Source organism: Chromobacterium sp. Panama (genome assembly GCF_003052555.1).
Lineage (GTDB): Bacteria > Pseudomonadota > Gammaproteobacteria > Burkholderiales > Chromobacteriaceae > Chromobacterium.
Window position 1 is genome coordinate 326,473 of sequence record NZ_QARX01000001.1, and the last position, 22,816, is coordinate 349,288.

Genomic DNA, 22,816 nt, shown 5'->3' on the forward strand with positions numbered 1-22,816 from the left:
GTTGTTCCGTGTGCTTCCGTGGCTCACTGAATTTAGGGTTTAAACTCATGCACACTCTGCACCTTCCCCCGATTACCGACCGCAAGATCCGCTTTGCGCTGGTGGGCTGCGGCCGCATCGCCCAGAACCACTTCGGCGCGCTGGAAAAGCACGCCGACCGCGCCGAACTGGTGGATGTCTGCGACATCGACCCGGCCGCCTTGAAGGCGGCGGTGGAGCGCACCGGCGCGCGCGGCCACGCCAATCTGGCCGACATGCTGGCCAAGTCCGACGCCGACATCGTGATCCTGACTTCTCCGTCCGGCCTGCATCCCAGCCAGAGCATCGCCTGCTCGGAAGCCGGTTTCCACGTGATGACGGAAAAGCCGATGGCCACCCGCTGGGAAGACGGCCTGGAAATGGTCAAGGCCGCCGACCGCGCCAACAAGCATCTGTTCGTGGTCAAGCAAAACCGCCGCAACGCCACCTTGCAGCTCTTGAAGCGGGCGATGCAGGAGAAGCGCTTTGGCCGCGTCTACATGGTCAACGTCAATGTGTTCTGGACCCGTCCGCAGGAGTATTACGACGCGGCCGGCTGGCGCGGCACCTGGGAGTTCGACGGCGGCGCCTTCATGAACCAGGCCAGCCATTACGTGGATCTGCTGGACTGGCTGATCGGCCCGGTGGAAAGCGTGCAGGCCTACACCGCGACGCTGGCGCGCAATATCGAGGTGGAGGACACCGGCACCGTCAGCGTCAAATGGCGCAGCGGCGCGCTGGGCAGCATGAACGTGACCATGCTGACTTACCCGAAGAACCTGGAAGGCAGCATCACCATCCTGGGCGAGAAGGGCTCGGTGCGCGTCGGCGGCATGGCCGTCAACGAAATCCAGCACTGGGAGTTTTCCGAGCCGCACGCGATGGACGAGGACATCAAGCAGGCCAGCTACGCCACCACCAGCGTTTACGGCTTCGGCCACCCGCTGTACTACGACAATGTGATCAAGACCATGCGCGGCGAAGCCGAGCCGGAGACCGACGGCCGCGAAGGGCTGAAGTCGCTGGAGTTGTTGATCGCGATGTATCTGTCCGCCCGCGACGGCCGCCGCGTCAGCCTGCCGCTGGATTATTGAGTTATTTTTAGCCACGGAAGCACACGGAAAAACACGGAAAACGCAGCTTCTGCATAGCTAAAAACACGGAAGGGAAGCGCGCAATGTCGCCTCTAATCGATGAGGATCTGACGTATCGTATCCAGGGCTGTGTTTTTGAGGTTTTCCGTCAGCTGGGCCACGGCTACCTGGAAAAAGTGTATGAGAATGCTTTGTTGCAGGAGTTGAATAGCGCGGGCTTGGCTACCCGGTCGCAGGTCCCGCTATTGGTGCGTTATAAAGGGCAGGTGGTCGGAGAGTACTGTGTTGATTTGCTGGTTGAAGAGCGCGTTGTATTGGAGTTGAAAGCGCAGGAAAAGCTGGCCGCCATTCATGAGGCTCAATTGTTGAACTATATGAGGACTAGCGGTTTGAGACTGGGTCTGTTGATTAATTTTTGGCACCCCAAGGCCGAGGTCAGGCGCTTTGTCTTGTAGTTGACCTATTCCGTGTCTTTCCGTGTGGTGCCGTGGCTAAACTAAAGGTTTTAATTAAGATGCATCCTATCATCCACCCCAGCGCCATCGTCGACGACGGCGCGCAGATCGGCGAGAACACCCGTGTCTGGCACTGGACCCATATTTGCGACGGCGCGCAGATCGGCGCCGGCTGTTCCTTCGGCCAGAACGTGTTCGTCGGCAACGACGTGCTGATCGGCGACAACGTCAAGGTGCAGAACAATGTATCCATCTACGACGCGGTGACGCTGGAGGACGACGTGTTCTGCGGCCCGTCCATGGTGTTCACCAATGTCAACAATCCGCGCAGCCACGTTGCGCGCAAGCATGAATACCGCCGCACCCTGGTGAAAAAAGGCGCGTCCATCGGGGCCAACGCCACCGTGGTGTGCGGCCACACCATAGGCGAGTACGCGTTTATCGGCGCCGGCGCCGTGGTGACCCGCGACGTGCCGGCCTACGCGCTGATGGTGGGCACGCCGGCCAAGCGCATTGGCTGGATGTGTTCCTGCGGCGAACGGCTGGCCAACGATATCGGCACCCATAGCTGCCCGGCCTGCGCCAAGCATTACGAGGTGGGCGGCAATCACTGCTCGCCGCTCAAGAACGACTGACAAGTCCCCTGATGCGGCCTGGCTTCAGGGTGCTTCTCCGTCGTTCCGCGTGTCGCTATATGGGCGATATCTTTCAAAAATTGATTTGGGGTTGATCCTCTTATGTCCATCCAGTTCATTGATCTGAAAGCGCAATACCAGCATCTGAAAGCCGATATCGACGCCCGCATCCACGCGGTGCTGGACCATGGCCAGTACATCATGGGGCCGGAAGTGAAGGAGGTGGAGCAGGGGCTTGCGGAATACACCGGCGCCAAGCACGCCATCGGCGTTTGCGACGGCACCAAGGCGCTGCTGATCGCGATGATGGCCCTGGACATCGGCCCCGGCGACGAGGTGATCACCACCCCGTTCACCTTCATCGCCACCGGCGAGATGATCGCGCTGCTGGGCGCCAAGCCGGTGTTCGTCGACATCGACCCGATCAGCTACAACCTGGACCCGGCGCTGCTGGAAGCGGCGATCACGCCGCGCACCCGCGCCATCATGCCGGTGAGCCTGTACGGCCAGTGCGCCGATTTCGACGCCATCAACGCCATCGCCGCCAAGCACGGCATCGCGGTGATCGAGGACGGCGCGCAGAGCTTCGGCGCCGGCCAGCGCGGCAAGAAGTCCGGCAATCTGTCCACCATAGGCTGCACCAGCTTCTTCCCGAGCAAGCCCCTGGGTTGCTACGGCGACGGCGGCGCCTGCTTCACCAACGACGACGCGCTGGCCAAGAAAATGCGCGAGATCCGCGTGCACGGCCAGGATCGCCGCTATCACCATCCCATCATCGGCCTCAATGGCCGGCTGGACACGATACAGGCGGCGGTGTTGCTGGCCAAGCTGCCGAGCTTCGCCGACGAAGTGGCGGCGCGCGAACGCATCGGCGCGCGCTACAGCGCGCAGCTGCGCGAGGTGGCGCGGGTGCCGGTGATCGCCGAGGGCAACAGCCATGTCTACGCGCAGTACACCATCGAGGTGGACGATCGCGAGGCGGTGCAGGCCAAGCTGAAAGAACTGGGCGTGCCCACCGCGGTGCATTACCCGATTCCGCTGCATCTGCAGCCGGCCTTCGCGCATCTGAACCTGCCCGAGGGTAGTTTCCCGCTGTCAGAGGCCGCCGGCCGCCGCGTGATGAGCCTGCCCATGCACCCCTTCCTGGACGAGGCGACGCAAGACGCCATTGTCGCCGCGGTCAAGCAGGCTCTGGCCTGAGCGCATGGGCCTGTTGCTGTCCCGCCTGCCCAAGAGCGGCTTCATCCGCCACATCGTCACCCTGATTACCGGGGCGGCGGTGGCGCAGGTGATTCCGCTGCTGGTGTCGCCCTTGATCACCCGCTTGTACAACCCGCACGAGGTGGGGGTGCAGGCGGTCTACGTCTCCTGGCTGTCCACGCTGGCGGTGCTGGCCACCGCCCGTTACGAGATGGCCATCGTGCTGCCGGCCGAGGAGAGGCGGGCCGGCAATCTGATGGGCCTGTCCATCGCCTGCGCGCTGGCCTTGTCCTTGTTGGTGGGCGTGGCGGTGGCCTTCGACGGCCATGCCCATATCGCCCGCCATCTGGGCGCGCCGGAGCTGGAGCCCTGGCTGCTGCTGCTGCCGCTGTCCGTCGCGCTGGCGGGCTTGATGCAAGCCTGGACCAACTGGAACAACCGCCACCGCCGCTACCAGGCCAACGCCAACGGCCGCATGCTGCAGTCGCTGAGCATGGCGGCCACCCAGGTCGGCTTGGGTTGGGCGGGGGCGGGCGCCGCCGGCCTGATCCTGGGCCAGCTGGCCGGCCAGTTCGGCTCTTTGCTGGCGCAAACCTGGCAGGACCTCAAGGCCCGCTTCGCCTGGCGTCACGAACTCAGCCGCGCCGGCATGCGCGAGGTGGCGCGCGCTTATATCGAGTTTCCCAAGATCAACGCGCCGCACGCCTTGAGCACCGCCTTGCTGGATTCGGCGACGCTGGTGGCGCTGACCATGCTGGCCGGCACCGCCTCGGTGGGCTTTTACGGCCTGATGATGCGGGTGCTGAAGCTGCCGGCGGCCCTGATCGGCCAGGCGGTGGCGCAAGTGGCCTACCGCGAGCTGGCCGACGCCCGCAATCAAGGGCAGCCGCTGCGCCCGATTTTGCGCAAGATGATGCTGACTTTGAGCGGCATGGCCTTGCTGCCCTTCCTGGTGATACAACTGGCCGGGGAACCCCTGTTCTCGCTGGTGTTCGGCCAGAACTGGGCCACCGCCGGCCGCTACGCGGAGGCGATGTCGCTCTACATCCTGTTCCACTTCGTCGCCTCGCCGTTGGGCATGGTGCCGCCGGTGATCAACCGCCAGCGTCAGGCCTTCCTGTGGTCCTTGCTGCAGGCCCTGTTGTTCCTGGGCACGATGTGGGCGGGTTTTTCGCTGTGGAACGACGCGGTGCCCACCTTCCAACTGGTGTCGGTGGTGATGGCCGCTTATTTCCTGGCTTATTTTGCATGGCTTTACAAGGCAGCCCGATGAATTGGCACGCTCTATTCAGCCGCATCCGTTTCCGCCTGTCGGCGTGGGTGCAGCCCAGAATGGTGTATGGATTCACCCGCGGCGACGGGGTGTTCCTCAAACGCACCCGGGTGTCCAACATGACCCGAATCGAACATGTCGGCAAGCTGATGGTGGACGACAACGTCTACATCGGCCATTTCAATCTGATCGACGCCTCCGGCGGGCTTTACATCGGCGAAGGTTGTCAGATCACCAACTACGTGTCGCTGCTGACCCACTCCAGCCATGTGGCCATTCGTCTGTACGGCGACCGCTACCTGGAGAGCAACAATCACGTCGGCTATCTGAAAAAGCCCACCAAGCTGGGTCCGTACAGCTTCGTCGGCCCGCACTCGGTGCTGATGCCGGGCGTGGAACTGGGCAAGGGCAGCATGGTGTCGGCTTACAGCTATGTGCCGGCCGGCGTGTATCCCGATTTCGCCATCCTGTCCGGCAATCCGGCGCGGGTAGTGGGCGATACCCGGGAGATGGACGCCAAGTGGCTGGACGAACATCCCGAGCTGCTGGCCTTGTACGAGGCCTGGGCGCATGACTGAGCCGGTGAGGGACAAGATCGCCAGCGTCGCGGTGCTGGCTTCCGCCTCGGTGCACACCTGGCGTTTCCTGCGCGGCATCGCGCCGCATGTGGACCAGCTCTACCTGGCCTGCAACGGCGAGGTTCCGGCCGACGTGGCCCCCTTGCTGGCTGGCAGCCTGCGCGTGGATTTCCGTCTGGCGGCGCTGGGCACGGTGTCGCGTCTGCGCGCCTGGCTGCGCGAAACGCGGCCGCAGCTGCTGCACATCCATCAGGCCAATAGCGTGGCCTGGCACGGCAGCCGCGCCGCGGTCAGCCTGGACTTGCCCATGGCGCTGACCGCCTGGGGCTCCGACGTGCTCTTGCTGCCGGAGCGCAGCCGGCTGATGCGGGCGATGGTGCGCGCCAATCTGGCCGCCGCCGACGCGATCACCTCGGATTCGCTGCACATGGCGGCGAAAATCCGCGAGCTGGCCGGCGAGGGCTGCCGCATCCGCCTGCTCAATTACGGCATGGACGCCATGCCGGAGCCGGCGGCCAGCGCGGACAAGGGCAAGAGGGTGCTGTCCTGCCGGCTGCACAAGCCGCTCTATCGCATCGACGCCATTCTGCGCGCCTGGCAGAGCGTGGAGCTGTGCGAGCGTTTCGGCGACTGGCGTCTGACCGTGGCCGCCAGCGGCAGCGAGACCGAGGCCCTGAAGCGCCTGGCCGCCGAGCTGGGCCTGAGCCGCGTGGACTTCGCCGGCTTCGTCGACAGCGCGACCCTGGGGCGGATGTACGCCGAATCCAGGGTCTTCGTCAGCGTGCCGCGTTCGGACGCCACCAGCGTCAGCCTGCTGGAAGCGATGGGCCACGGCTGCCTGCCCTTATTGTCCAATCTGCCGGCCAATGGCGAATGGGTGATAGACGGCCTCAACGGCGTGATCGCCGAGGACGTCGGGCGTTTGGGCGAGGAACTGCTGCGCGCGATGGAACTGGCCGGCGAGGATGCGCGGCTGGACGAAATCGCCGAGCTCAACCGCCGGCTGGTGGCGGACAAGGGTTTGCATCAGCCGAATATGGCCGGCTTCGCCCAGTTGTACCGGGAGCTGATTTAAGGAATGAATTTAGCCGCGGAAGCACATGGAAAGACAGGGACCAAACGGCATCGCCATATCCAGGCCATGCTGGCCTTGCCGCAGGCAGGATGCGATGTAAAGCCGAAGTCCCTTCTGTGTGTTTGCGTGGCGTAAACAAGGTTTACCCATGAAAATTGCCCATCTCACTTCCGCCCATCCGCGTCACGACATCCGCATCTTCGTCAAGGAGTGCGCGAGCCTGGCCGCCGCCGGGCATGAGGTGACGCTGATCGTGGCCGACGGCCAGGGCGAGGAGATCAACCGCGGCGTGCGTTTCCACGACGTCGGCCCCAAAACCGGCGGCCGTCTGGCGCGGATGACCGGCACCGTCAAGCGCGTGTATCAGGCGGCGCTGAAGCTGCGCCCTGACGTGGTCCACTTCCACGACCCGGAACTGATTCCCGCCGCGCTGCGCCTGAAACAGGCCGGCATCAAGGTGGTGTACGACGTGCACGAAGACGTGCCGCGCCAGATCCTGGCCAAGCACTGGATACCCGGCGCGGTGCGCCCCCTGGTGTCCAGCGGCTTCGAGACGCTGGAAGATTGGGCGGCGCGCCGCTTCGACGCGGTGGTGACCTCGACGCCGCACATCCGCAAGCGCTTCGAGAAGCTGGGCGCGCGCGCCTTGGACGTGTGCAACTTCCCCATCCTGGAAGAACTGGTGCGCGACACGCCGTGGGAGCAGCGCCGCAACGAGCTGTGCTATATCGGCGGCATCTCGCGCATCCGCGGCATCGAACCCATCGTCGAGTCCTTGCCGGACACCGCGACGCGGTTGAACCTGGCCGGGCCGTGGAGCGAGAGCGATCTGAAGGCCCGCGTGTCGGCGCGGCCGGGTTGGGCGCGGGTCAACGACCTGGGCGTGCTGGACCGCAAGGGCGTGGCCGAGGTGCTGGCCAAGAGCAAGATCGGCCTGGTGACCTTGTTCCCTACGCCGAACTACGTCGACGCCTTGCCGATCAAGCTGTTCGAATACATGGCCGCCGGCATGCCGGTGATCGCGTCGGACTTTCCGGTGTGGCGCGAGATCGTGGACGACGCCGGCTGCGGCCTGCTGGTGGACCCGCAGGACCCGGCCGCCATCGCCGCCGCCGTCAACGAACTGATGGCCGACGAGCCGCGCATGCGGGCGCTGGGCGAGTCCGGCAAGCAGGCGGTATTGAACAAATACAGCTGGGCGGCCGAGGCCGACAAGCTGGTCAAGCTGTACGCAACCTTGTAAACCATGAAAATTCTTTACATCAACCACTATGCCGGCAGTCCCCGGCACGGCATGGAATTCCGTCCCTACTATCTGGCGCGGGAGTGGGCGCAGGCCGGCCATGAAGTCAATATGCTGGCCGCCGATGTCTCCCATCTGCGCCAGACCCATCCGCAAGTGGACGGCAAATACCGGGACGAAGACATAGACGGCATCCGCTACACCTGGTGCAAGACCCGCCCTTACGAGGGCAACGGCATCGGCCGCGTGCTCAATATCTTCAGCTTTCTGGCCCGGGTGATGGGCTTGTCCGGCCGCTATCTGAAGCAGTGGAAGCCGGATGTGGTGATCGCCTCCTCCACTTATCCGCTGGACACCGTGCCGGCGGCCTGGATCGCCGCCAAGACCGGCGCGCGGCTGGTGTACGAGGTGCATGATCTGTGGCCGCTGACGCCGGTGGAGGTGGGCGGTATGTCGCCCAAACATCCCTTCATCCGCCTGCTGCAATGGGCCGAGGATTTCGGCTACCGCAAGGCCGACACCGTGGTGTCCATGTTGCCCTGCGCCAAGGACTATATGGTGGCGCACGGCATGGATCCGGCCAAGTACGCGGTGATCCCCAACGGCGTCGACGTCGCCGAATGGCGCGGCGAGGCCGAGGCCCTGCCGGCCGAGCACCGGATGCGGCTGGCGGAGCTGAAAGCGCAGGGGCGCTTCCTGATCGGCTACGCCGGCGGGCACGGCCTGGCCAATGCGCTGGATTACCTGCTGGAGGCGGCGGCGCTGATGCGGGACGCGCCGGTGACTTTCGTTCTGGTCGGCGACGGTCCGGACAAGGAGGCTTTGGCGGCGCGCGCGGCCGAGCTAGGGCTGGATAACGTCATCTTCCTGCCATCCATCGCCAAACGCGCGGTGCCGGGCTTCCTCGCCGAAATGGATGCTTTGTTCATAGGCTGGCGCAAACTGCCTATCTATCGCTTTGGCATCAACCCCAATAAACTGTTCGACTACCTGATGGCCGCCAAGCCGGTGATCCATTCGGTGGAGGCCGGCAACGATATGGTGAAGGACGCCGGCGCCGGCATCAGCGTGGGCGCCGAGGACCCGGCCGCGATTGCCGACGCGGCGCGGCGGATGGCGGCGACGCCGGCCGAGGAACGCGCGCACATGGGCGCGGCGGGTCAGGCCTATGTGCTGGAGCATCATGATTACGCAGTGCTGGCGCGGCGGTTTTTGCAGGCGGTGCTTGCTCGCGAGTGAGTGATCAGCGTTTTTTCATCGCGGGGTGTGTGAAGGCCGTCTGCCGTTGGACTGGGCAGGGGGCGAGAGAGATGGTGTGTTTGGGGAATGAGCATGGTGCGTGGGCAAGCTCTTGAACTTGTCCATCCTACCGGGTTTGCAAGGTCGCTTGGACAAGTCTGGACGAGTCCGCGCGCTTAACTGATAGCGAAGAATACTATGAGCGAAACAAAATTCCTGCCCTTCGCCCTGCCGGACATCGGCGAGGACGAAATCAACGAAGTGGTCGACGCGCTGCGCTCCGGCTGGGTCACCACCGGTCCCAAGACCAAGCAGTTCGAGGCCGACTTCGCGCAGTTCATCGGCGACGGCGTCGAGGCGATCGCGGTCAACTCCGCCACCGCCGGCTTGCACCTGGCGCTGGAAGCGATAGGCATCGGCCCCGGCGACGAAGTCATCGTGCCCAGCTACACCTTCACCGCCACCGCCGAAGTGGTGCGCTACCTGGGCGCGCACCCGGTATGCGTGGATATGGACGCGGCCACCTTCAACATCAGCCCGGACGCGATCCGCGCGGCGATCACCGCCAAGACCAAGGCGATCATGCCGGTGCATTTCGCCGGCCTCGCCTGCGAGATGGACGAGATCATCGCCATTGCCCGCGAGCACGGGCTGAAGGTCGTTGAAGACGCCGCCCATGCGTTGCCCACTTATTACAAGGGCAAGCTGGTTGGGACCCTGGACTCCGACGTCACCGTGTTCAGCTTCTACGCCAACAAGACCATGACCACCGGCGAGGGCGGCATGGTGGTGTCCAAGAACAAGGACATCATCGCGCGTTGCAAGGTGATGCGTCTGCACGGCATCAGCCGCGACGCCTTCGACCGCTATGTGTCCAAGACACCGGCCTGGTTCTACGAAGTGGTGGCCCCGGGCTTCAAATACAATATGCCGGACACCGCCGCGGCGATGGGCATCCACCAGTTGAAGAAGATCCGCCGCTTCCAGGAATTGCGCGAGGCGATGGCCCAGCGTTTCGACCGCGAGCTGGCCGACCTGCCGCTGATCCTGCCGGCGCGGCCGAAGGACGCGGGCAGCAACCACGCCTGGCATCTGTATCCGGTGCGCATCAAGCCCGAGGCCGGCGTCAGCCGCGACGACTTCATCGCCCGGATGGCGGAAAAGGGCATCGGTTGTTCGGTGCACTTCATTCCCTTGCATCGCCAGCCGGTGTGGCGCGACGGCTATCAGCTGACGCGCGAACAGTTCCCGGTGACCGACGCCGCCTTCGAGGCCGAAGTGACCCTGCCGCTATACACCCGGATGACGGACGATGACCAGAGCCGGGTGATCGCCGCTGTGCGCGAGATCCTGAGCGCATGAGCGAGCGGGGTTCAGACAGCGGCGGCTTGCTGCCGCCGTGCTGCCGTCCGCGTCGCCACGGTTCGCGGCTGCTGAAGCGCGGCTTCGACATCGTCGCCGCGGGCCTGGGCTTGGCCGCACTGGCGCTGCCGCTGCTCGCGGTGGCGCTGTGGGTGAAGCTGGATTCGCCGGGGCCGGTGTTTTTCCGCCAGGTGCGGGTAGGGCGGAACGGCACGCTGTTCCGCATCCACAAATTCCGCACCATGCAAGTGGACACCGAGCGCCACGGCCAGCTGACCGTGGGCGCCGACGCGCGCGTCACTGGCGCCGGGCGCTTGCTGCGCAAGACCAAGCTGGACGAACTGCCGCAGTTGATCGATGTGTTGTTCGGCGATATGAGCTTGGTCGGCCCGCGGCCGGAGGTGCCCAAATACGTCGCCCACTACCCGGACGAAGTCCGCGACATCGTATTGTCGGTGCGCCCCGGCATCACCGATTGGGCGTCGATCAAGATGATAGACGAGAACGAAATCCTGGGTCGGGCCGAGGACCCGGAGCGCGCCTACATCGAGCAGGTGTTGCCGGAAAAACTGGCCTATTACGTGCGCTATGCCGAAAGCCACAGCCTGGCGGAGGATATCCGCATCATCGTCGCCACGCTGATGAAGATCGTCAGCCGATGACGATTTCCATCCGCTTGACCGAACCCGGCGATGCCGTCGCTTTAACGGACATTTATCTGGCCTGCCGCCGTGAGATGAGCTACGCGCCGCTGGCGCATAGTGATGCGGCGGTGCAGGCCTGGTTCGCCAATGCGCTGCTGCCGGCGGGCGATGTCTGGCTGGCGGAGCGGCATGGCGATATCGCCGGCTTCGCCGCCGCATCGCTGCAAGACGGCGTGTTATGGCTGGATCAGCTTTATGTCGGCGCCGAGCATCGCGGTGTCGGAGTGGGCGCGGCTTTGCTGGATCGGGTGCTGACGCCGCCGGCGCCGGCCTGCCGGCTGTGGGTGTTCCAGGCCAATGCGGGCGCGCGCCGCTTCTACGAGGCGCACGGCTTCGCGCTGCTGAGCCTGGGCGACGGCCAAGATAATGAGGAATGTTGTCCGGACGCGCTGTATCAACGGCCGTCGGACGCGAAAGAATGACCATGTTTGAAAAACTGCTCGCCTTCTCCCGCCACAACAAGATGGCGATGCTGGCGCTGATGGACGCGCTGCTGCTGCCGCTGGCGCTGTGGAGCGCGGTCTTCCTGCGCCTGGGCGGATACTGGGATCCCAAGCTCAACCCGCATTTGTGGATCTTCATTGTGCCGCCGCTGTGGGCCATCCCCATCTTCATCAAGCTGGGCCTGTACCGCGCAGTGCTCAAATATCTGGACGACAAGATCATCCTGACCGTGTTCTCCGGCGTGACCTTGTCGGTGCTGGTGTTGCAGGCGGTGCTGCAGATGGCTCACATCTGGGCGATGCCGCGCACCTCGGTGATCATCTTCTGGGTGTTCGCCATGGCCTATATCGGCGGCAGCCGCTTTCTGCTGCGTGGCCTGGTGCGCCGCATCGACGCGGTGGACGCGCCGCGCGAGCACGTGATCATCTACGGCGCCGGCCATGCCGGCGTGCAACTGATGCTGGCCCTGCAGGCCGGCCGCGAATATCGGCCGATGGCCTTCGTCGACGACAGCCCCGAACTGCATCGCCGCACCTTCCGCGGCGTGGCGGTGCATCCGCCGCGGGATCTGCCGCAGCTGGTCAAGGACCTGGAGGCTAAATGCATTCTCTTGGCCATGCCCTCGGTCAGCCGCAGCCGCCAGCGCGAGATACTGGAAACCCTGGAACTGCTGCGGGTGCCGATCAAGCGGCTGCCGGGCATGGCGGACCTGGTGTCCGGCGAGGCGCGGGTGGAGGAGCTGAAAGAGGTCGAGATCGAAGACCTGCTGGGCCGCGACCCGGTGCCGCCCAAGCCCGAACTGCTGGCGCGCAATATCCGCGGCAAGGTGGTGATGGTCACCGGTGCCGGCGGTTCCATCGGCTCGGAACTGGTGCGCCAGATCGCCAAGAACCAGCCGGCGCGTATCATCCTGTTCGAGCAGTCCGAATACGCGCTGTACGCGATAGACCAGGAACTGGGCCGCGCCGCCGCGGCGCCGGCGCGCACCCCGGTGCTGGGCTCGGTCACCGACTACCAGCGGCTGGTCCAGGTGATGCGGGCCTTCAAGGTGGACACCGTCTATCACGCCGCCGCCTACAAGCATGTGCCCATGGTGGAGCACAATCCGGTGGCCGGCATCGTCAACAATGTGTTCGGCACCGACACCACCGCGCGCGCGGCCGAGGATTGCGGCGTGGACACCTTCGTGCTGATCTCCACCGACAAGGCGGTGCGCCCCACCAATGTGATGGGCGCCACCAAGCGCATGGCGGAACTGACGCTGCAGACCCGGCATGCGCGCGGCAGCGCCACCCGCTTCGTGATGGTGCGCTTCGGCAATGTGCTGGGCAGCTCCGGCTCGGTGGTGCCGCTGTTCCGCGCCCAGATCAAGGCCGGAGGGCCGATCACGCTGACCCACGCCGACATCACCCGCTACTTCATGACCATTCCGGAGGCGGCGCAACTGGTGATCCAGGCCGGCGCGATGGGCGACGGCGGCGACGTGTTCGTGTTGGACATGGGGCAGCCGGTGCGCATCATCGATCTGGCGCGGCGCATGGTGCATCTGTCCGGTCTGGAGCTGAAGGACGCGGCCCGTCCCGGCGGCGACATCGAAATCCGCATCACCGGCCTGCGGCCGGGGGAAAAGCTGTACGAGGAGTTGCTGATCGGCGACAACGTGCTGGCCACCGATCACGAACGCATCATGCGCGCTCAGGAATACTGCTTGTCGGACGCGGAGATGCGGGATCTGTTGGCGAGCATGGACGAGGCCTGCGGGCGGCTGGACGCGCCGACGGCGTTTGCTTTGCTGCAACAGGCCGTGCGCGAGTTCCGCGCCGCCGACGCCACTCAGGACTGGGTGACGCGGGCGAACGCGGCGTCTTGAGGAGGCGGGGGGCGGCTCACCATTTGCAGCCGTCCTCGCGCGCGCTCTGCACCGCCAGCACCGGGATGGCCAAGAGGCCCAGCCCGGCGTAACGCGTTTTGCAGTCCGGTTTTTCGGCCCGCTCGATCGAGCGGGCCAATTTCGTTTTGGCGGGGTCGGCCGGCAGCGGGGCGATTTTTTCCGGCGCGGCGGCGGCTTGCTCGCGCACTTGCTGCCGCAGGCCGCCCAAGGTCAAGGCCGTGGCGGGCGCCGAAGCGTCGCGCCCGCTTGGGACGCTGCGTTTGCCGGGGCCGGCGGCCGCGATGTGCGTCGCCGCGTTTGAATGCCGCGGGGCCGCGGCCGATTTTCGGGCAGAGGGTTCGGGCGCGGCGGGGCGCGTCGGCGGCGGGACGACGGCCGGCGCCGGCGGACGCAGCTGTATCCGCAGCGGCGGGGCCGCGGCGGCGTCCGGGCGGCCGCCGGGTTTGCTCAGCCACAGCAGCGCGCCATGGGCCAACAGGCTGAACAGCAGCGCGGCGGCGACGCCGCGGGAGCGGGGAAGGAGCGGGGCGGTCAGAACGGTCATGCCGCCCACGATAAGGAAAGTCGCCCGGCGGGTAAAGCTTCAGCCGGAGATCACTACCCGATTGCGCCCGGTCTGCTTGGCGCGGTACATGCGGGTATCGGCCAAATCCACCAAGGCTCGCCAGTCGGCGCTGCCGTCTTGAAACAACTCCGCCACGCCGATGCTGGCGGTCAGCGCATGGCCTTCCGGCCGCTCGCCCAGGCCCTGGGCGCGCAGCCGGGCGATGACCTGGGCGGCGTGGGCCAACTGCGCGCCGGGCATCAGCAGCACGAACTCCTCGCCGCCCCAGCGCACCAGCACGTCGCTGCGTCGCAGCCTGCCTTCCATCAGCTCGGCGAAATGACGCAAGACCTGATCGCCGGCCAGGTGGCCGTAGTGGTCGTTGATCGCCTTGAAGTGGTCCAGGTCGATGAAGGCCAGGCTCAGCGGCTGCCGGCTGCGCTGAGCCTGCAACTCCAGCAGGCCCAGCATTTCCTCGCCGCTGCGGCGCGAGAAGACCCCGGTCAACGGATCGCGTATCGCTTGGTGGACCAGCACGATGATGAAGGCCAGCTGGCTGATGCCGGCAATGGCGGAGACGCCGGCCAGCAAGGACAGCAGCCAGAATTCCCCGCCGAAGCCGGGCAGATTGTCGCCGTTCAGGTCCAGCAGGCTGGTCAGCACGAAGCCGAACAGCGCCGGGCTGGCGAAAGCCAGGCTTTCCAGCAGGGTCAGCGGGAAAATGGCCAGCCCGGCCAGCAGCACGAAGGGCAGGAAGGCGTAACCGGCGCCGATGGCGGCGGACAAGCCTTCCAGATGGTAGCGACGCAGCAAGAGGTGGGAGGCGATGTAGAACAGGGTGGGGATGGCGAACAAGAGCGCGATGCCGCGATAGGCCGAGCGCAGGCGGCCGTCCATAGGCTGCCAGACCGCCAGCGCGACGAAGGCGACGGACACCAGCAGGCGCAGGGCCGCCAATTGCAGGGACAGCGGATAGGGCAGGGTCAGCAAGTCGATCAAGGCCCAGGCCGGCGTCAGCGCGGAAAACAGGATGGCGAACAGCCGGCAGCGGTTGACCAGCATCAGCGCGCGTCGCTGCGCCAGCAAGGGCATGTGCTGGCGAGGGCTCAGCAGCCAGAGCGTATCGCCGCTCTGGATCTCGCCGGGCGCCATGCCCAGCAGCTTCTGCCAGATGAAGTGAGTAATATGCATGCGGATGGTGCCAGGTAGTTGCGTCATTCTACCGCGGTTTATGACTTTGGGTTTGCAACAGGTCAACATCGCCGGCTTGGAGACGGCGCTCTCCGTGTCGGGTTTCAGGCGGCGCGGCGGATCGTGAACAGATTCTTGGGCCGCGTTTAGGCTACTATCCCAGCTCCTGATCACTCTGGCGGAAGCGCGCGATGGAAACTCGGTGGCTTGAAGACTTCCTGGTGCTGGCGGAAACCGGCAGCTTTACCCGCGCGGCGGAACTGCGCCACCTGACCCAGCCGGCGTTCTCGCGGCGGATCAAATCGCTGGAGAGCTGGTTGGGGGCCGGTCTGATTGATCGTACCACCTATCCGACGCGGCTGACCGAGGCCGGCGCGCTGTTCCGCGAGCAGGCGGTGGCCATGCTGTCCCAGCTCAACACCAGCCGCGCCTTGCTGCGCGGCTTGCAGCCCTTGGCCGCGGGCACGCTGGAGTTCGCGGTGCCGCACACCCTGTCCTTCTCCTTCTTTCCCAAATGGCTGTCCCAGGCGCAGCGCGGTTACGGCGCTTTGCCCTGTAGGCTGCAGGCCAGCAATGTGCACGACGCGCTGCTGGCCTTCGTGGAAGGCGGCAGCGATCTATTGATGTGCTACCACCATCCCAAGCAACCGGTGGAACTGACCGACGCCCGCTATCAGGGGCTGAAGCTGGGCGTCGAGCGGCTGAGGCCGTTCTCGATCGCGGAAGCCGGCCGGCCGCGCTACCAACTGCCCGGCAGCGCGCAGCAGCCCTTGCCCTTTCTCGGCTACGCCAGCAATGCCTATTTCCGGCTGATGAGCGACCTGATTCTGGAGTCCGCGCCGCAGCCGGCCAAGCTGGCGCTGCGCTATGAAACCGATATGGCGGAAGGGCTCAAGCACATGGTGCTGGAAGGGCACGGCCTGGCCTTCCTGCCGGAAAGCTCGGCGCGCCGGGAGGCGCAGGAGGGCTTGTTGGCGGCCGCCGGCGACGAGTCCTGGCAGGTGGAGATGGAGATCCGCCTCTACATCGATCAGAAGCGACAGCGCCCGGCCTTGAAGGCCTTCTGGGACTATCTGACGCATCAATACCCGGCCTGCTGAGCGGGGGCGCCGGGAAACGCGCGCGCCCCGCCAAGGTTATGCATTTCCCGCATGACCCTATCGGCATTTCGAATTGGCCAGCCGCCGCGGCATGGCATAGAGTGCGCAGCTTCAAGCCACGCGAGCGCGTGGCGTCATCCGCATCAGGAGAAGCATCCATGACGACCCGCATAGAACATGATCTGCTAGGCGATCGTGAAGTGCCCGCCGACGTTTATTGGGGCGTGCATACCTTGCGCGCAGTCGAAAACTTTCCCATCACCGGCCAGAGCATCGCCGGCTACGGCGATCTGATCCGCGCGCTGGCCTGCATCAAGCAGGCCGCGGCTCAGGCCAACCGCGATCTGGGCTTGCTGCCGGGGCCTGTCGCTCAGGCCATCATCGCCGCCTGCGAGGAAATCCGCGCCGGCCGCTGGCATGAGCAGTTCGTGGTGGATGCGATCCAGGGCGGAGCCGGCACCTCGACCAATATGAACGCCAACGAGGTCATCGCCAACCGCGCGCTGGAACTGATGGGCCACGCCAAGGGCGAGTACCAGTACCTGCATCCCAATGAACACGTCAATCTGTGTCAAAGCACCAACGACGTTTACCCGACCGCCTTGCGCTTGGCGGCGTTCTGGGGCGCCAACAAGCTGCTGACCCGGATGGCGACGTTGCGCGAGGCCTTCGCCGCCAAGGCCGACGAGTTCAAGGACTACCTGAAGATGGGGCGCACCCAGCTGCAGGACGCGGTGCCGATGACGCTGGGCCAGGAATTCATGACTTACGCGGTGATGCTGCAGGAAGACGAGCAGCGCTTGATGGAAGCCAGCGCGCTGATGCTGGAAATCAATCTGGGCGCCACCGCCATCGGCACCGGCATTACCGCGCATCCGGATTACGCGCGCCTGGCTTGTCTGCATCTGTCCGAGTTGAGCGGCCACACCCTGCTGACCGCGCCCAATCTGATCGAAGCCACCCAGGACTGCGGCGCCTTCGTGCAGTTGTCCGGCGTGCTCAAGCGCATCGCGGTCAAATTGTCCAAGAGCTGCAATGATTTGCGCCTGCTGTCCTCCGGCCCGCGCGCCGGTTTCGGCGAGATCAATCTGCCGGCGCGCCAGGCCGGTTCCTCCATCATGCCGGGCAAGGTCAATCCGGTGATTCCCGAGGTGGTGAGCCAAGTGGCTTACGAGGTGATAGGCAACGACGTCACCATCACCATGGCGGCGGAGGCCGGGCAGCTGCAATTGAACGCCTTCGAGCCGGTGATCGCTTACAGCCTGTTCCGCAGCATGGGCCACCTGGCGGCCGCCTGCGCCACGCTGACCGACAACTGCGTCACGGGCATCACCGCCAACCGCGAGCGCCTGCACGCCAGCGTGGAGAACTCCATCGGCCTGGTGACCGCGCTCAACCCCGTCATCGGCTACGCCGCGGCCACCAATGTGGCGGCCCAGGCCCACGCCACCGGCGCCAGCGTCGCCGACATCGTGCTGGAGCAAGGCTTGCTGAGCCGCGAGCAACTGGATCTGCTGCTGAAGCCGGAAGAGCTGACCCGGCCGCGCTGGGTGACCGTGTAATTGCTTTCCCTTGTCTGACTTATCGTTGTGAGCGTTTCAACTTGATCAGGCCGCCTTGCGCGGCCTGTTTTTTATCGGGGCCGGCGGCGCTTGCGGCGGGCGCGGAATGCGGGTATAAAAAATTGTGCAATGCACAATGAAAGGGCGACGAATGCACGCTGCGCTATGGTGGGGTCTGGAGTTTCCGCGCGGCCTGTGCGCGCTGGGAGCCGAACAGTGGCGCGTCCGGCGGCAATGGCTGCGCTCGGGCTGTTTTCACGGCGCCACGGTGTGGCGCGGTGCCGCGCCGTGGCCGGACAAGCTGCGCCGCGTGTTGACGCGCGCGGAGGCGGACTGGCTGGCGCTATGCTTTGACGACAGCCAGGCGGCGGAGGCCTTGCTCAGCCAGATGCGGGCGCATCCCCTCTGGCGCGGCGAGGCCGGCGACCGGCTGCTGGCCTGGCAATTGAACGGCCAGCGCCAGTGGCGGGCGGGCCTGCTGCAATGGGGACGGGCGCTGTCCCTTTAGCCATGCGCGGGGAAACCGCTTCCAGCATCGGCGAATAGCCGCCATAATCGCGGCTTTCCATCGCACAGGGCGGCACGCCATGGCCAATCATTCCTTGTTGACCCCCGCTCAACTGCAAACGCTGGCTCCGCAATTGCAACAGTACGCGCAAGACCAGTTCGGCATCGAGCTGGGGCAGTTCGACGCGCAATTCCTGTTGGACTTCGTCGCCGACAAAATCGGCAGAGACATTTACAACAAGGCGCTGGACGACGCACAGCTGGCGCTCGCCGCGCGGATGGAGTCCCTGCAGGCGGCGATTTGGGAATTGGAGAAGTAGGCGCGGAGCGCGCGGCCTTGCCGCTTGCATCCGGTTTGCGGGTACAATCGGCGTTCCACCCTTCACTTGCGGTACCCATGCTCTACTTGCGTTTGATGTTGAAAGGCTTTGTGCTGGCGATTTTGCTGGTGGTGCTGGGCTTCAGCTACGTGGCCTGGAGCATCGTCGATTTCGGCGGCAGCGCAAACGAACCGCAAGCCGACGCGGCGCTGGTGTTGGGGGCGGCGGCCTGGGGCAAGCGCCCGTCGCCGGTGTTCCGCGAGCGCATCAATCACGCAGTCAAATTGTACAAGTCCGGCAAGGTGCGCTGGATTGTGTTCACCGGCGGCACGCCGGAACCGGGTTATCCGTCCGAAGCCGACGTCGGCCGCGACTTCGCCGCCAAGCAAGGCGTGCCGATGACGGCGATGCTGGCGGAAAACCAGTCGCGCACCACTTGGCAAAACCTGGAAAACGCGCGCGAATTGAGCAGCCAGTTCGGCATCCGCTCCTTCCTCTTGGTCAGCGATCCGCTGCATATGCGCCGCTCGGTGCTGATGGCCACCGACATCGGCCTGACCGCCTATCCCGCGCCCACGCAATCCAGCCGCTACCGCACGCTGTCCAGCTGGTCCCGCTTCCTGGCCAGGGAAACCTGGCTCTATATCGGCTACCGGGTGTTCCGCAAGCTGTCCTGATCGCGTCCGCGGCTCGAAGCGTCCAGGCATAAAAAAAACCGGCGACAAGCCGGTTTTTTCACGTCGGACGTAAAGGGATCAGCGGCTGTGCCACAGATCGATCAATTCGCCGCCTTCCACCGATTTCACTTCGGCGCGGGCTTGCAGCCAGGACAGCAGTTGCAGGCGCAGCTCGTCGCTGATCTTGACCTCGCCCACCGGGAAGGCCACGCCTTCCAGCTTGCCGGCGCCGTCGAAATGGCCGCCGAAGCTGATGCCGGCCTCGTCCACCTGGATTAGCCAGGCGTCCAGCAGCGCCTCGGAATCCGCGCCGTCGTGCAGCATGGAGATCAGATGAAAGCCCAGCTCGCGGAATTCGCCTACGCGCATTTTCTTGCGTTGGCGGGTTTTCAGACGGCTCAGGCGGTGCGGGGAATTGGGGTTGCGCAGGGACATGACTGCTCCTTATTCAAAGACCTGGCGATGATAGCAGGCTTGCCGGCTTTGTGCTCCGCCGGCTGCGCGTAGGTTTCTGTCACTCTAACTAAACAAATATCATATAAAAAGGTAATTATTTGCCGTAGTCATTGCCATTGGAATGGAATTAGTATTTTTTCTCATTCTCAATACATGAAATGGATGACTACAGGGATGAAAAGCACAAAAACAATATTGGCTGTGTCCGTGATGTCCGCGTTGCTGAGCGCATGCGGCGGCGGTGGCGGCGGCGGTAACGCCGGCAGCGGCGGTTCCAGCGTCGGAACGTCGGCATCTGGCAGGATGCTGGCGACGGACGGCGCGGAAGTGGCGGCGCTGACGTGCTCGGGCAATGTGTGCCGCTTGCCGGCCTCGGCCGGCAGGGCGCAGTCCGGCTCCGTCTACCAGTACACCAATACCGGCGCGCAGGCGCAAACGGTGTCTATCAGCGGCAAGCCCTTGAGCGCCGCCTGGCAGATGGTGGTGTCGCGCATCAGCTCCGGAGACACTTCGGGCCAGGCCAAGCTGGCCGCTTCCGGCCTGCGCGGCGGGTCGGACGCCGCCGCGGAACGCCTGGAGGCGGAGAGCCAGGCGGTGATGGCCGCGGTTGGCGCGTTGGCCCGCTCCGGCGCCTTGTCGCTGCGCGGCGCCGGTTCGCACCGGCTGCTGGCGGAGCAGGCCAGCTTGCAGGCGGCCAGCTACGCGATCGGCGACAAACGGGTCTGGCACGATATGGACGGCGATAGCGCCACCAGCCTGCAAGCCATGCGCGATTTGCCCAACGGCGGCGGCAAGGTTTACGTTTGGGCGCAGGATGGGCTGGACGTCAGCGTGGGCAGCGATCAGGCCGACGCGCTGGCCGAGCGCTTCGCCAACAGCGTCTATCCCTTGGAAGCCTCGGTCGTCAGCGAGCCCTGGGGCAATGACATCGATCCGGGCTGGCGCGCGCTGGCGCTGCCCGGCGACACCAAGGACGTGCACCTGGTGTTGAGCCGGCTGAACGATCCGAATCAGACCGGCGGTGGCCGCTTGCTCGGCTATGTGCGCTGGACCAACGCCTTGCTGGCGTCGGCCGCGCCGGCCATGTGCGGCGGCGACCAAGAGTGCCGCGACGTGGTGGGCAAGAGCAATCAGGCCTTGGCCACCTTCGTGGACCTGGACACCTTCGCCCAGGCCGATCCGGGCCGCAACTGGAATATGAAGGGCAATGGCCCCAGCCTGGCCCTGTCCACGCTGGCGCACGAATACCTGCATGTGCTCTACGCCTACAACAAGATCCTGCGCAAACCGCCGGGTTCCGGTCAGCCCACGGTATGGGAAAACGAGCTGGCGGCCCAGACCATGGGCTATCTGGTATCGGCGGACACCTTCACCGGCGGTCGCGGCAGCGACGCCAACTCCCATCCGGACCTGCGCCGCGGCGGCGATTTCGAAAGCTTTCTGCGCCGGCCGGCTTGCAATTTGAAGGGCTGGAGCGTGGCGGCGTCGAATTACACCTGCTACCCGAAGGCGCTGGCGGCGGGCATGCAGATGCTGCATCAGTTCGGCGCGGGCGTGATGAAGCCGTGGGTGACCGGCGCCAATACCGGCGAAGCGGCCTTGAACGACGGTTTGCGCGCGGCGGGCGCCGGCGATTACAGCAGCCTGATGCTGCGTCTCAACACCACGCTGGCGCTGGGCGGCAATCCGGCCAGCGGTTACGGCTTCCCGGCCAAGACGCTGAGCCTGCCGGCCAACCAGTATTTCCCGAACGGCAAGAGTTTGTTGTTGCCGGCGGTGCCCTTCCAGGCGCAGGAAATCGGCTGGAGCGCGTTGGCGACGGCGGAAACCTATAAGCAGAGCCTGCCGCTGTCGCGCGGCGTGGCGCGGGTGACGGTGCCGGCCAACAGCCATCTGATCCTGCTCAAGCCATGATGCGCGGACTGCTGCTGTGGCTCGGCCTTTGCGCCGGCGCCGGCGCGATGTCGCTGCCGCCGTGGGAGGAGGGCACCCTGGTTGCCGTCGGTGCGCCGCCGCTGGTGCGCTTGGGGGTGGAAAAGGGGGATGGCGGCACCTTCGTCATCCAGCCCGCTGCCGACGGCCAGGGCCTGGGGGCCGCGGAAGTGGCCGCGTTGAAGCCGCGGACCGGTTCGCGCATTCGCTATCGGGCCGGGCCGTTCAAAGCCCATCCGCTGCTGGGGCGCGAGGCCGTGCTGCTGCAGGCGGAAGTGCTTGAGACGCGTTGAGCGATCAAACAGCGCCCGGCCTCTGATGATGCCGGGCGCTTTCAATAAGGGGCTCAGTAGAAAGTGGTCGAGTATGTCAAATGGTTTCAGTCATCGTCGATGTCAGCGTTTGACAAGCCTAGGCTGCGTATGGATTGGAATGGATCAAAGTTATGTTGTAGTACCGGCAGCGCTTCCAACTGGCGGCGCAGTGCTGGCGCGAGACGTAAGTAAGGTCGCTCTCGTTTTAGCGCAAGCGTTCGGGATAGCAGCGCGGTGAGAATCTGCTCAGCTCCGGGGTCGTCCTTGGCCGAATAAGCCGGTAGTTTTGCCTCCCGGGCTAGCAGGGTGGCTTGCAAAAACTCCTCTTCAACTTGCCCAAGGCATGTCCTGTCATTTTTATTACGGAAATAGGCAAGCGCAGCGATCTGCTCATCCCTGGACATTTCTAATCCGGCGAAGGTGTCCGGAGGCAACACGATCTCTTGTTGCCGGCAATATTGGATCTGAGCGCTATAGTCGATCACGGCTTGAGCCAGGCGTCGTATGGCAAATGAGGTTAGATCTTCTTGGGCAGGAGATTGTGCTTGGCTTGGCGTTAGCCAGAACAGGTTGCCAATCAGTAGAGCCCAAGCCGGCCATGTGTTTTTAAGGTTTGCAGCCATACGCCACAGCCTCCCAGAATTGAGCTTGCTTCCGGTCATGCTGATGATTCCAGTGCTCTTCTTCCGCAATGCGTGTTACCGCCTTCTGCATAATCCTTGGCCAAGCCGCCGTGCTCTGTGTGAACAGCTGCCAGTCTGTTGCGTGGATGTTATAGGCCGCTTGTAGTGGGCTGCTGCGATAAAAGATATTGCTTATCACACCAATACTGGTGAGGCTGGCGGCGAGTCGGAGGCCTCTCAGCTTGAGTTCGATTTGCTCCAGAGCTTGCAGGCTGCTTTGATCCAGCTTCAATCCTTGGATTGTCGGGCAACTCTTCATGCTGCTCTCCTGTGGCGGCCAGCGCGCCATCTCGAGATCGTTGCAGAGGCTTTCTCAGTT

Annotated in this window: 25 protein-coding genes; 20 read left to right on the plus strand and 5 right to left on the minus strand. The window is 64.8% G+C overall.

Annotated features, from left to right (window positions below; all coding sequences use genetic code 11):
* The first annotated feature begins 47 nt into the window (after positions 1 to 47).
* The 13 genes from DB032_RS01645 to DB032_RS01705 all read left to right on the plus strand — a co-directional run bounded on the left by DB032_RS01645 (position 48) and on the right by DB032_RS01705 (position 13,190).
* Positions 48 to 1,112 (plus strand): Gfo/Idh/MocA family protein, encoded by a 1,065-nt coding sequence (locus tag DB032_RS01645; RefSeq protein ID WP_107797990.1) that lies wholly within the window; start codon positions 48 to 50, stop codon positions 1,110 to 1,112.
* An 83-nt stretch (positions 1,113 to 1,195) separates the two neighbouring features.
* Positions 1,196 to 1,567 (plus strand): GxxExxY protein, encoded by a 372-nt coding sequence (locus DB032_RS01650; RefSeq protein ID WP_107797991.1) that lies wholly within the window; start codon positions 1,196 to 1,198, stop codon positions 1,565 to 1,567.
* A 59-nt stretch (positions 1,568 to 1,626) separates the two neighbouring features.
* Positions 1,627 to 2,202 carry an acyltransferase gene (locus DB032_RS01655; protein WP_107797992.1) on the plus strand — a complete coding sequence of 192 codons (576 nt, stop codon included), beginning with the start codon at positions 1,627 to 1,629 and terminating at the stop codon, positions 2,200 to 2,202.
* A gap of 102 nt (positions 2,203 to 2,304) precedes the next feature.
* On the plus strand, positions 2,305 to 3,402 hold the full coding sequence (locus DB032_RS01660; RefSeq protein WP_107797993.1) for a DegT/DnrJ/EryC1/StrS aminotransferase family protein: 1,098 nt from the start codon (positions 2,305 to 2,307) through the stop codon (positions 3,400 to 3,402).
* A 4-nt stretch (positions 3,403 to 3,406) separates the two neighbouring features.
* Positions 3,407 to 4,675, plus strand: a complete 1,269-nt coding sequence (locus DB032_RS01665; protein ID WP_107797994.1) for a lipopolysaccharide biosynthesis protein — start codon at positions 3,407 to 3,409, stop codon at positions 4,673 to 4,675.
* Complete coding sequence (locus DB032_RS01670; protein WP_107797995.1) at positions 4,672 to 5,253, plus strand: acyltransferase; 582 nt, start codon at positions 4,672 to 4,674, stop codon at positions 5,251 to 5,253. The genes DB032_RS01665 and DB032_RS01670 overlap by 4 nt, the downstream gene beginning before the upstream one ends.
* Entirely contained in the window at positions 5,246 to 6,328 is a 1,083-nt protein-coding gene (locus tag DB032_RS01675) for a glycosyltransferase family 4 protein (RefSeq protein ID WP_107797996.1), read from the plus strand. The genes DB032_RS01670 and DB032_RS01675 overlap by 8 nt, the downstream gene beginning before the upstream one ends.
* Before the next feature lie 148 nt (positions 6,329 to 6,476).
* On the plus strand, positions 6,477 to 7,571 hold the full coding sequence (locus tag DB032_RS01680; RefSeq protein WP_107797997.1) for a glycosyltransferase family 4 protein: 1,095 nt from the start codon (positions 6,477 to 6,479) through the stop codon (positions 7,569 to 7,571).
* A 3-nt stretch (positions 7,572 to 7,574) separates the two neighbouring features.
* Positions 7,575 to 8,810, plus strand: a complete 1,236-nt coding sequence (locus DB032_RS01685) for a glycosyltransferase family 4 protein (RefSeq protein WP_107797998.1) — start codon at positions 7,575 to 7,577, stop codon at positions 8,808 to 8,810.
* Positions 8,811 to 9,008: 198 nt separating this feature from the next.
* The gene (locus DB032_RS01690; RefSeq protein ID WP_107797999.1) at positions 9,009 to 10,172 is read left to right on the plus strand and encodes a DegT/DnrJ/EryC1/StrS aminotransferase family protein; all 1,164 of its coding nucleotides are present in this window, start codon (positions 9,009 to 9,011) and stop codon (positions 10,170 to 10,172) included.
* Positions 10,169 to 10,834, plus strand: coding sequence for a sugar transferase (locus DB032_RS01695; protein ID WP_304529376.1), 666 nt, complete (start codon positions 10,169 to 10,171; stop codon positions 10,832 to 10,834). The genes DB032_RS01690 and DB032_RS01695 overlap by 4 nt, the downstream gene beginning before the upstream one ends.
* Positions 10,831 to 11,298 carry a GNAT family N-acetyltransferase gene (locus DB032_RS01700; RefSeq protein WP_107798000.1) on the plus strand — a complete coding sequence of 156 codons (468 nt, stop codon included), beginning with the start codon at positions 10,831 to 10,833 and terminating at the stop codon, positions 11,296 to 11,298. Before DB032_RS01695 ends, DB032_RS01700 begins: the two co-directional genes overlap by 4 nt.
* A gap of 2 nt (positions 11,299 to 11,300) precedes the next feature.
* Entirely contained in the window at positions 11,301 to 13,190 is a 1,890-nt protein-coding gene (locus tag DB032_RS01705; RefSeq protein WP_107798001.1) for a nucleoside-diphosphate sugar epimerase/dehydratase, read from the plus strand.
* 16 nt (positions 13,191 to 13,206) lie between these two features.
* Here the strand turns inward: DB032_RS01705 and DB032_RS01710 are convergent, their stop codons facing one another.
* Both DB032_RS01710 and DB032_RS01715 read right to left on the minus strand, forming a co-directional pair.
* A complete protein-coding gene (locus DB032_RS01710) occupies positions 13,207 to 13,755 on the minus strand; it encodes a hypothetical protein (protein ID WP_146176553.1) in 549 nt (182 codons plus the stop codon).
* A 39-nt stretch (positions 13,756 to 13,794) separates the two neighbouring features.
* Positions 13,795 to 14,973: a diguanylate cyclase gene (locus tag DB032_RS01715; protein WP_227106673.1), complete on the minus strand. Its 1,179-nt coding sequence runs from the start codon at positions 14,971 to 14,973 to the stop codon at positions 13,795 to 13,797.
* A 164-nt stretch (positions 14,974 to 15,137) separates the two neighbouring features.
* Here DB032_RS01715 and DB032_RS01720 point away from each other — a divergent pair, with 164 nt between their 5' ends.
* From DB032_RS01720 to DB032_RS01740, 5 genes are all read left to right on the plus strand, one after another.
* On the plus strand, positions 15,138 to 16,046 hold the full coding sequence (locus DB032_RS01720) for a LysR family transcriptional regulator (protein ID WP_107798004.1): 909 nt from the start codon (positions 15,138 to 15,140) through the stop codon (positions 16,044 to 16,046).
* Between the two features lie 158 nt (positions 16,047 to 16,204).
* Positions 16,205 to 17,608, plus strand: a complete 1,404-nt coding sequence (gene aspA, locus DB032_RS01725) for an aspartate ammonia-lyase (protein ID WP_107798005.1) — start codon at positions 16,205 to 16,207, stop codon at positions 17,606 to 17,608.
* Between the two features lie 151 nt (positions 17,609 to 17,759).
* Positions 17,760 to 18,116: a hypothetical protein gene (locus DB032_RS01730; RefSeq protein ID WP_107798006.1), complete on the plus strand. Its 357-nt coding sequence runs from the start codon at positions 17,760 to 17,762 to the stop codon at positions 18,114 to 18,116.
* Between the two features lie 79 nt (positions 18,117 to 18,195).
* Positions 18,196 to 18,435, plus strand: coding sequence for a DUF2164 domain-containing protein (locus DB032_RS01735; protein ID WP_107798007.1), 240 nt, complete (start codon positions 18,196 to 18,198; stop codon positions 18,433 to 18,435).
* A 77-nt stretch (positions 18,436 to 18,512) separates the two neighbouring features.
* On the plus strand, positions 18,513 to 19,112 hold the full coding sequence (locus DB032_RS01740) for a YdcF family protein (RefSeq protein WP_019103655.1): 600 nt from the start codon (positions 18,513 to 18,515) through the stop codon (positions 19,110 to 19,112).
* A 78-nt stretch (positions 19,113 to 19,190) separates the two neighbouring features.
* Here the strand turns inward: DB032_RS01740 and DB032_RS01745 are convergent, their stop codons facing one another.
* The gene (locus DB032_RS01745; protein ID WP_107798008.1) at positions 19,191 to 19,547 is read right to left on the minus strand and encodes a 50S ribosome-binding protein YggL; all 357 of its coding nucleotides are present in this window, start codon (positions 19,545 to 19,547) and stop codon (positions 19,191 to 19,193) included.
* A 324-nt stretch (positions 19,548 to 19,871) separates the two neighbouring features.
* On the opposite strand from DB032_RS01745, the gene DB032_RS01750 reads away from it, so the two are divergent.
* Together DB032_RS01750 and DB032_RS01755 are read left to right on the plus strand one after the other, a co-directional pair.
* Complete coding sequence (locus DB032_RS01750) at positions 19,872 to 21,482, plus strand: hypothetical protein (protein ID WP_107798009.1); 1,611 nt, start codon at positions 19,872 to 19,874, stop codon at positions 21,480 to 21,482.
* On the plus strand, positions 21,482 to 21,793 hold the full coding sequence (locus tag DB032_RS01755) for a hypothetical protein (protein ID WP_107798010.1): 312 nt from the start codon (positions 21,482 to 21,484) through the stop codon (positions 21,791 to 21,793). The genes DB032_RS01750 and DB032_RS01755 overlap by 1 nt, the downstream gene beginning before the upstream one ends.
* A gap of 86 nt (positions 21,794 to 21,879) precedes the next feature.
* Here DB032_RS01755 and DB032_RS01760 read toward each other — a convergent pair whose 3' ends face one another.
* A complete protein-coding gene (locus tag DB032_RS01760) occupies positions 21,880 to 22,437 on the minus strand; it encodes a hypothetical protein (RefSeq protein WP_146176554.1) in 558 nt (185 codons plus the stop codon).
* On the minus strand, positions 22,421 to 22,756 hold the full coding sequence (locus tag DB032_RS01765; RefSeq protein WP_107798012.1) for a hypothetical protein: 336 nt from the start codon (positions 22,754 to 22,756) through the stop codon (positions 22,421 to 22,423). Before DB032_RS01765 ends, DB032_RS01760 begins: the two co-directional genes overlap by 17 nt.
* Between the last annotated feature and the right edge of the window lie 60 nt (positions 22,757 to 22,816).

Bases quoted from the DNA above. Each gene is read 5' to 3' on its own strand.
- DB032_RS01645 (WP_107797990.1), top strand. From the start codon at position 48: ATGCACACTCTGCACCTTCCCCCGATTACCGACCGCAAGATCCGCTTT.
- DB032_RS01650 (WP_107797991.1), top strand. From the start codon at position 1,196: ATGTCGCCTCTAATCGATGAGGATCTGACGTATCGTATCCAGGGCTGT.
- DB032_RS01655 (WP_107797992.1), top strand. From the start codon at position 1,627: ATGCATCCTATCATCCACCCCAGCGCCATCGTCGACGACGGCGCGCAG.
- DB032_RS01660 (WP_107797993.1), top strand. From the start codon at position 2,305: ATGTCCATCCAGTTCATTGATCTGAAAGCGCAATACCAGCATCTGAAA.
- DB032_RS01665 (WP_107797994.1), top strand. From the start codon at position 3,407: ATGGGCCTGTTGCTGTCCCGCCTGCCCAAGAGCGGCTTCATCCGCCAC.
- DB032_RS01670 (WP_107797995.1), top strand. From the start codon at position 4,672: ATGAATTGGCACGCTCTATTCAGCCGCATCCGTTTCCGCCTGTCGGCG.
- DB032_RS01675 (WP_107797996.1), top strand. From the start codon at position 5,246: ATGACTGAGCCGGTGAGGGACAAGATCGCCAGCGTCGCGGTGCTGGCT.
- DB032_RS01680 (WP_107797997.1), top strand. From the start codon at position 6,477: ATGAAAATTGCCCATCTCACTTCCGCCCATCCGCGTCACGACATCCGC.
- DB032_RS01685 (WP_107797998.1), top strand. From the start codon at position 7,575: ATGAAAATTCTTTACATCAACCACTATGCCGGCAGTCCCCGGCACGGC.
- DB032_RS01690 (WP_107797999.1), top strand. From the start codon at position 9,009: ATGAGCGAAACAAAATTCCTGCCCTTCGCCCTGCCGGACATCGGCGAG.
- DB032_RS01695 (WP_304529376.1), top strand. From the start codon at position 10,169: ATGAGCGAGCGGGGTTCAGACAGCGGCGGCTTGCTGCCGCCGTGCTGC.
- DB032_RS01700 (WP_107798000.1), top strand. From the start codon at position 10,831: ATGACGATTTCCATCCGCTTGACCGAACCCGGCGATGCCGTCGCTTTA.
- DB032_RS01705 (WP_107798001.1), top strand. From the start codon at position 11,301: ATGTTTGAAAAACTGCTCGCCTTCTCCCGCCACAACAAGATGGCGATG.
- DB032_RS01710 (WP_146176553.1), bottom strand. From the start codon at position 13,755: ATGACCGTTCTGACCGCCCCGCTCCTTCCCCGCTCCCGCGGCGTCGCC.
- DB032_RS01715 (WP_227106673.1), bottom strand. From the start codon at position 14,973: ATGACGCAACTACCTGGCACCATCCGCATGCATATTACTCACTTCATC.
- DB032_RS01720 (WP_107798004.1), top strand. From the start codon at position 15,138: ATGGAAACTCGGTGGCTTGAAGACTTCCTGGTGCTGGCGGAAACCGGC.
- aspA (WP_107798005.1), top strand. From the start codon at position 16,205: ATGACGACCCGCATAGAACATGATCTGCTAGGCGATCGTGAAGTGCCC.
- DB032_RS01730 (WP_107798006.1), top strand. From the start codon at position 17,760: ATGCACGCTGCGCTATGGTGGGGTCTGGAGTTTCCGCGCGGCCTGTGC.
- DB032_RS01735 (WP_107798007.1), top strand. From the start codon at position 18,196: ATGGCCAATCATTCCTTGTTGACCCCCGCTCAACTGCAAACGCTGGCT.
- DB032_RS01740 (WP_019103655.1), top strand. From the start codon at position 18,513: ATGCTCTACTTGCGTTTGATGTTGAAAGGCTTTGTGCTGGCGATTTTG.
- DB032_RS01745 (WP_107798008.1), bottom strand. From the start codon at position 19,547: ATGTCCCTGCGCAACCCCAATTCCCCGCACCGCCTGAGCCGTCTGAAA.
- DB032_RS01750 (WP_107798009.1), top strand. From the start codon at position 19,872: ATGCTGGCGACGGACGGCGCGGAAGTGGCGGCGCTGACGTGCTCGGGC.
- DB032_RS01755 (WP_107798010.1), top strand. From the start codon at position 21,482: ATGCGCGGACTGCTGCTGTGGCTCGGCCTTTGCGCCGGCGCCGGCGCG.
- DB032_RS01760 (WP_146176554.1), bottom strand. From the start codon at position 22,437: ATGGCTGCAAACCTTAAAAACACATGGCCGGCTTGGGCTCTACTGATT.
- DB032_RS01765 (WP_107798012.1), bottom strand. From the start codon at position 22,756: ATGAAGAGTTGCCCGACAATCCAAGGATTGAAGCTGGATCAAAGCAGC.